Raw genomic sequence first — 6808 nt, 5'->3', positions numbered from 1 at the left:
GGCCACCCCGAGCCGTTCGGCGACGGCCGCGCAGTGCGCCCGGTAGCCGGGGACGGCCTCCTCCCCGTGCACGACCAGGCGCGCGGCGGGCAGTTCGGCACGGACCCGGGCGAAGGCGTGCAGCGCGAGTTCGGGGTCCCGGCCCGGCTCCAGGGCACCGGCCCAGACCAGGGTGGGGGCGGCCGGTTCGGGGCCGGCCGCGGGCCGTTCCACGGCCGGGGTGCCCTCGTACACGACCCGGGTGCGCGCCGGATCGGCCCCGCAGCGGCGCTGCCACTGCTGGTCGTGGGCGCTGCCCGGGGTCAGTATCGCGGCCTGCCGGTAGGTCTCCTCGGTGAGCGCCCGGAAGAAGGCGAGCAGCAGGGCCCGGACCGGCCAGCGGTAGGGGGCCTCGCGGTAGCCGAGGTACTGCTCGCGCAGGTGCAGTCCGTGCTCGGTGACCACGAACGGCACCCCGTGCAGCTGCTTGGCGACCAGCGCGGGCAGCGCGGCCGGGCCGCCGCCGACGACGTGGCAGAGGTCGGCGGCGCCGAGGCCGCCGGACGCGGTGCCGTACCAGGGGGCGGAGAGCGGCCGCAGGCACTGTTCGAGCAGGTCGGCGGCGACCAGGACGTCGCAGACCAGCGGCTGTCCGGCGGAGGTGTCGGCGCCGGGCGAGCGCCAGACCCGCTCCAGGACGCGCCGGGCCCGGTCGGAGACCAGGAAGGCGGGCAGCGCGCCGTCGGCGCGGGCGAGTTCGGCGAGGCGGTAGAGGCCGGGGCCGAAGCCGGACCGCTCGCCGGGGCGGAGCAGGGCCCGGACCAGCCGGTCGTAGGCGGCGGCGTACTGGCGGCCGCGCAGGGCTCCGGGCGCCCGGCCGGCCGGGCGGCGCCCCCAGAGGGCGAGTTCGTGGATCGCGGGCCGGACCGCGTCCTCCGGGCCGGCCCCGGCGGCTCCCCCGTCCGTTCCGGCCGTCCCGGCAGTCCTGGCAGCCCCGTCCGTTCCGGCCGTCCCGGCGAGGACGTACCAGGCGAAGTCGTGCTCGCGCAGGCCGTCCACCAGCCGGTCGCACCAGCCGCCGGCGCCACGCGGGGAGCGCGGGCGCACACCCTCGGTGAGCAGTGCTACGCGCACGGGAGACCTCCAGGACAGAACGGGATCGACGGATGGCCGGGCCGAGCGGGCGGTGCCGGCCGTACGGGCCGGTCGGCGCCCGGCCGCCCCACCGCGACGCGTGCGGCGCGTACGACGTGGGGGCGGCCCGGGGCGGAGGAGGTGGTCCGCCGCAGACACGGCGGCCCGGACCGGTGGCCGCCCTCCGGGTTCTCCGGCGGCCGCGGCTCCCCCACACCTGTTCGGTCCGACAGCAGAAAGGTAGGACCGGCCCGGGGCAATCCATCGGTCACATGCCTGGTTGCCACCTGAACGAGTGAACCGGAGTGACCTCTTCCCGATCATGGCGTTAACGGCGGCCCCTCACGGGGTAACCCCCGCCCCACCACGACGGGGGGTGGACGTCAGGCCCGGCCCAGCAGCTCCTTCACCGCCCTGGCGACGGCGTCGGGGTGCTCCATCATCGCGACGTGCCCGGAGTCCGGCAGCACCAGCAGCCGGGAGTCCGCGAAGGCCGCGCAGGCCCGGCGGGCGGAGCGGTAGGAGACGAGCTTGTCCCGCAGCCCGTACACCAGCAGCACGGGTGCGGTCACCCGGGCGGCCTGCCGCCACAGCGCCTGGTCGCCGCGCTCGGTGTAGGCGGAGACGATCCCGCGCGCCGAGCCCACCAGGGCTCCCGTCGCCCAGGGCAGCTCGGTCCGCCGCCGGTACTGGGCCACCGCCTCGGCCCGTTCGGCCGGGCTCAGGCTGTCCGGGTCGCCGTAGACGAGCCGGAGCAGCCCGTCGGCGGCCCGCTCGGGTTCGCGCGCAGCGGCCGGGCGCCGGCGCAGCAGCGCGGGGAAGCCGGGGACGGCGAGCAGCGCGGTCGGCCAGGCGGAGCGCTGCGGGGGCAGTTCGGGCAGGGCGGGCGAGACCAGGGTCAGGCTGCGGACCAGGTCGGGGCGGAGCGCCGCGAGCCGGACCGAGACCACTCCGCCGAGCGAGTTGCCGAAGAGGTGGACGGGCCCCCGGCCGGCCGCCTCCAGGTAGCCGACGACGGCCCGGACATGGCCGGAGAGGCCGAGGTCGCCGTCGGCGGGCGGGGCGGATTCGCCGAAGCCGGGGAGGTCCACGGCCTCGCCGTCCAGGTCCCCGCCGAGCCGTGCCATCAGCGCGTTCCAGTTGGCGGCGGAGCCCCCGAGCCCGTGCACGAACAACGCCGGCGCCCGTCCGCCGGCCGGCGCGGGAGCGGTCGGAACGGCGCCGGGGCCGGTCGCGGGCCGGTGCACGGCCAGGACCGCGCCGGGCACCTCGACGGTGCGGAAGGGCTCCGGGGAGACGGGCTCCGGGAGTATCTGCTGCTCAGCACCGCTCATGGTGGACGATGGTAGTGAGCCGGTGCCGCCGCTGCCCCCCGGCGGCCCGGGGCCGGAAGGTCTCCCCATTCACCGGTCCACAGCACTGCCGACGGCCGTGGTGCGCGCCGTATTGTGGGCTCCTGACAAGGGGGACGGCCGCTTTTCTCGCGCCCGGCAAGCGCGAACGCGGTTACCCGAAAGTAGAATCGGCCATCTTGCCGACCCCGTACGACCCGTGAAGTGAGGAGCGCCGTGACGGCCATCCAGGAGGCGCAGGAGCGCCCGCGCGGTGCCCGCCTGCCGCGAAGCGCCCGCCGTGAACAACTGCTCGGTGCCGCCCAGGAGGTGTTCGTCGCGCAGGGTTACCACGCGGCCGCCATGGACGACATCGCCGATCGTGCCGGGGTGAGCAAGCCGGTCCTCTACCAGCACTTCCCCGGGAAGCTGGAGCTCTACCTGGCGCTGCTGGACAAGCACTGCGACGCCCTGGTCGAGTCGACCCGCGAGGCGCTGGAGACCACCACCGACAACAAGCTCCGGGTGGCGGCGACGATGGAGGCGTACTTCAACTACGTCTCCAGCGAGTCCGGCGCGTTCCGGCTGGTCTTCGAGTCGGACCTGACCAACGAGCCGGCCGTGCGCGAGCGCGTCGAGCGGGCCGCCGAGGCCAGCGCGACGCTGGTCAGCACGGTGATCCAGGAGGACACCGACCTGCCGGAGGCGGAGTCCAAGCTGCTCGCCGCGGGCGTCTGCGGCCTGGCCCAGATCACCGCCCGGTACTGGCTGTCGCAGGGTCTGGAGATCCCGCGCGACGAGGCGGTCCGGCTGGTCGCCAGCCTGGCCTGGCGCGGGCTCAAGGGCTTCCCGATGCACCCGCACGCGGAGTCCGCGGACGGGCCCTCCGCCGACCGGTGATCCACTGACCTTCGTCTGGGCACCGATCCGGTGCTCTATGGTGAAGCCGTACGGCGCGGTAGACGTGAACGCTTGTCCCAGGCGGTCCGGTGCCGCGCGTGGATGGCTGCAACCCCGGAGGGACGGAAGCCGTGGAGGTCAAGATCGGCGTGCAGAACGCGCCGCGCGAGATCGTGATCGAGAGCTCGCAGACTGCCGAGGAGATCCAGAACGCGATCGCCAAGGCGCTGGAGGGCACCGAGAAGCTCTTCACCCTGGCCGACGAGCACGGGCGTCGCGTCATCGTCCCGGCGGACCGCCTGGCGTACGTGGAGATCGGCGAGCCGGCCGTGCGCAAGGTCGGCTTCGGCACGCTCTGAGCCCGATGGGCCTCGCCCGGTGCCCCGCTCCCTCGGTCGAGGGGGCGGGGCACCGTCGTTCCCGGGGCGGGCGGTACGGACGGGGTGTACGGGCGGGAGGCCCGGGGTACGGCGACAGTGCGGCCGACCGCGCGCCGCGCACCGGTACCCCGGGGAGGCATCCTTGCTGGTCGAGACCGTCGCCTTCGCCCTCGTCGGCCTGATCGTCGGCGCCGCCGCACTGCTGTCGCTGCCCGCGTACTTCCCGGCCGGCCGGGCGCTGACCCTGGGCACCGCCCTCGGGTCGGCGCTGCTGACCGGGGTGATCGCGCACTTCACCATGGACGGCCGGTACCCGGCGGCGAGCATCGCGGTCTCGGCGGTGGCCTCGGCCCTGCTCACCTCGGTGCTGGCCCGGCCGGACCTCGCCGCCGGACGGGCCCCGGCACACCGGCACCGCCAGCAGCGGACGGGCGGGCAGCGCGCGGGTGCGCACCGGCGCCACCGGCACGCCTGAGCGGCCGGGGTCGGGAGCCGCTGTCAGGAGGCCAGGCCCAGGGCGGCCATCCGCCGGGTGTGCGCCTCGGTGATCCGGTTGAACATCTTGCCGACCTCGACCAGGTCGAAGCCCTGCACCTGGACGCCGCCGACCAGCAGGTTGGACAGCGCGTCCCGCTCGGCGACCACCCGCTGGGCCTGGCTGAGCGCCTCGCCCATCAGCCGGCGACCCCACAGGGCGAGCCGGCCGCCGGAGCGCGGATCGGCCTCGATGGCCTGCCGGACCTTGTCGACCGCGAACTGCGCGTGACCGGTGTCGGACATCACGCCGAGCACCAGCTCACGGGTGTCGTCGTCCAGCCGGACGGCCACCTCGCGGTAGAAGTCGGTCGCGATGGCATCGCCGACGTACGCCTTGACCAGGCCCTCCAGCCAGTCCGAGGGCGCGGTCATCCGGTGGAACAGCTCCAGCGGCTCGACGAACGGCCGCATCGCCTCCTCCGGCTCGGCCCCGATCTCGGCGAGCCGGTCGTGCAGCCGCTGGTAGTGCTGGAACTCGGCGGAGGCCATCCGGGCCAGCTCCGCCTTGTCCGCGAGGCCGGGCGCGAGCTTGGCGTCCTCGGCGAGCCGCTCGAAGGCGCTCAGCTCGCCGTACGCGAGGGCGCCGAGCAGGTCCAGTACTGCGGCCCGGTACGCCGGTTCGGCCGAGCAGGTCGCCCAGTCGCCGATCGAGCCGGCCGCCACGTCGTCCTGCGTCTCACCACGGTTCTCCATGACCCGCCACCTTAGTCCCGGTCCGTCCCCGGGCACCTCACCCACCTCTCCGACCTGCGATGTCGCCCGCGTCACGTGTTCGAGTCGTCGGGTGACTGTATGGTGGTACGGAGGCCCGTCGTGCTCGCACGGTGTCACCGCCGTCTCGGTGTACCGATCGAGCCCGCTCCGAAACGCCGCCGTCCCCCTGGACGGGTCGTACGGAAGCCGGGAACTCAACGTACGCGGATGCCCGGTCGGAGAGCCGATCGGCTCCGACCAGGGCTTGGACTTCAGGCCTTGGCACCGCATCAGTGGCCGAGCGAGGGCCGCCGAGACCGCGCCAGCCGGCGCAGGTCCCGCGCAGGTCCCTCACGGGATTACTCCCCGACGCCGCCGGCGACGCGCCCCTTCACCGGGCCGCGCGCACCGGCCGGCCGCAGGGACCGGCGCGGTTGTGCGTCCGCGCAGCTGTATTCGAGGCCGTCCAGGCCTGTACACAGCCGCGCGGGCTGCCCGCCCGCCGCTCGCTCTCGGCCCCTCCACACGGAAGAGGCAGCACCCTGTCCACCACCGCTGAACCCATGAAGACGACGTTCCGGGACCTGGGGATCCTCCCGGAGACCGCCGAGGCCCTCGAGTCCGTCGGCATCGTCCACCCCTTCCCCATCCAGGAGATGACCCTGCCGGTCGCGCTGACCGGCCACGACGTCATCGGCCAGGCCAAGACCGGCACCGGCAAGACGCTCGGCTTCGGCCTGCCGCTGATCGAGCGGGTCGTCGTGCGCGCCGACGTCGACGCCGGCCGCGCCACCGAGGAGCAGCTCACCGAGGCCCCGCAGGCCCTGATCGTGGTCCCGACCCGCGAGCTGTGCACCCAGGTCACCAACGACCTGCAGACCGCCGGCAAGGTCCGCGACGTCCGCGTCCTCGCCGTCTACGGCGGCCGTGCCTACGAGCCGCAGGTCGAGGCGCTGCGCAAGGGCGTCGACATCGTCGTCGGCACCCCGGGCCGTCTGCTCGACCTGGCCGGCCAGAAGAAGATGGACCTCTCCAAGGTCCGCTCGCTGGTCCTGGACGAGGCCGACGAGATGCTCGACCTCGGCTTCCTGCCGGACGTCGAGAAGATCATCACCATGCTGCCGGCGAAGCGGCAGACCCTGCTGTTCTCGGCGACCATGCCGGGCCAGGTCATCAGCCTCGCCCGCCGCTACATGAGCCAGCCGACGCACATCCGGGCCGCCGCGCCGGACGACACCGGCACCACCGTCGCCAACACCGAGCAGCACATCTTCCGTGCGCACTCGCTGGACAAGGTGGAGACGGTCTCGCGCATCCTCCAGGCCGACGGCCGCGGGCTGGCGATGATCTTCTGCCGGACCAAGCGGACCGCCGCCGATGTCGCCGACCAGCTCACCCAGCGCGGCTTCGCGGCCGGCGCCGTGCACGGCGACCTCGGGCAGGGCGCCCGCGAGCAGGCGCTGCGGGCGTTCCGCAACGGCAAGGTCGACGTGCTGGTCTGCACCGACGTCGCGGCCCGCGGCATCGACGTCGAGGGCGTCACGCACGTGATCAACTACCAGTGCCCCGAGGACGAGAAGACCTACCTGCACCGGATCGGCCGCACCGGCCGGGCCGGCGCCTCGGGCACCGCGGTCACCCTGGTCGACTGGGACGACATCCCGCGCTGGCAGCTGATCAACAAGGCGCTGGAGCTGTCGTTCAACGAGCCGGAGGAGACCTACTCCACCTCGCCCCACCTGTACGAGCTGCTGAAGATCGCGCCGGGCACCAAGGGCATCCTGCCCCGCTCGGAGCGGACCCGGGCCGGGCTCGGCGCGGAGGAGGTCGAGGACCTCGGCGAGACCGGCGGGG

Annotated in this window: 7 protein-coding genes; 4 read left to right on the top strand and 3 right to left on the bottom strand. The window is 74.3% G+C overall.

The genetic code is table 11. From position 1 onward, the window contains the following. A partial coding sequence (locus VR45_RS08550) for a DUF3492 domain-containing protein (RefSeq protein WP_052708940.1) occupies nucleotides 1–1113 on the bottom strand: 1113 nt, incomplete at its 3' end. Between the two features lie 383 nt (nucleotides 1114–1496). Next, on the bottom strand, nucleotides 1497–2447 hold the full coding sequence (locus VR45_RS08545) for an alpha/beta hydrolase (RefSeq protein WP_045939065.1): 951 nt from the start codon (nucleotides 2445–2447) through the stop codon (nucleotides 1497–1499). 234 nt (nucleotides 2448–2681) lie between these two features. Here VR45_RS08545 and VR45_RS08540 point away from each other — a divergent pair, with 234 nt between their 5' ends. The 3 genes from VR45_RS08540 (at nucleotide 2682) to VR45_RS08530 (ending at nucleotide 4199) form a co-directional block, all read left to right on the top strand. Continuing rightward, entirely contained in the window at nucleotides 2682–3344 is a 663-nt protein-coding gene (locus VR45_RS08540) for a TetR/AcrR family transcriptional regulator (RefSeq protein ID WP_045939064.1), read from the top strand. 131 nt (nucleotides 3345–3475) lie between these two features. Next, nucleotides 3476–3703, top strand: a complete 228-nt coding sequence (locus VR45_RS08535; RefSeq protein ID WP_030392940.1) for a DUF3107 domain-containing protein — start codon at nucleotides 3476–3478, stop codon at nucleotides 3701–3703. A 163-nt stretch (nucleotides 3704–3866) separates the two neighbouring features. Beyond that, nucleotides 3867–4199: a hypothetical protein gene (locus tag VR45_RS08530; protein WP_045939063.1), complete on the top strand. Its 333-nt coding sequence runs from the start codon at nucleotides 3867–3869 to the stop codon at nucleotides 4197–4199. A gap of 23 nt (nucleotides 4200–4222) precedes the next feature. Here VR45_RS08530 and VR45_RS08525 read toward each other — a convergent pair whose 3' ends face one another. Next, nucleotides 4223–4954: a ferritin-like fold-containing protein gene (locus VR45_RS08525; RefSeq protein ID WP_045939062.1), complete on the bottom strand. Its 732-nt coding sequence runs from the start codon at nucleotides 4952–4954 to the stop codon at nucleotides 4223–4225. 563 nt (nucleotides 4955–5517) lie between these two features. Between VR45_RS08525 and VR45_RS08520 the strand changes: the two genes are divergently transcribed. Further along, nucleotides 5518–6808: DEAD/DEAH box helicase (locus VR45_RS08520; protein ID WP_045939061.1), on the top strand; the 1291-nt coding region annotated here is incomplete at its 3' end.

Source organism: Streptomyces sp. NRRL S-495, from assembly GCF_000966955.1.
GTDB classification, from domain to species: Bacteria; Actinomycetota; Actinomycetes; order Streptomycetales; family Streptomycetaceae; genus Kitasatospora; species Kitasatospora purpeofusca.
Note: the sequence above shows the minus strand (reverse complement) of the source record. Positions and strands in the feature narration are given on the sequence as shown.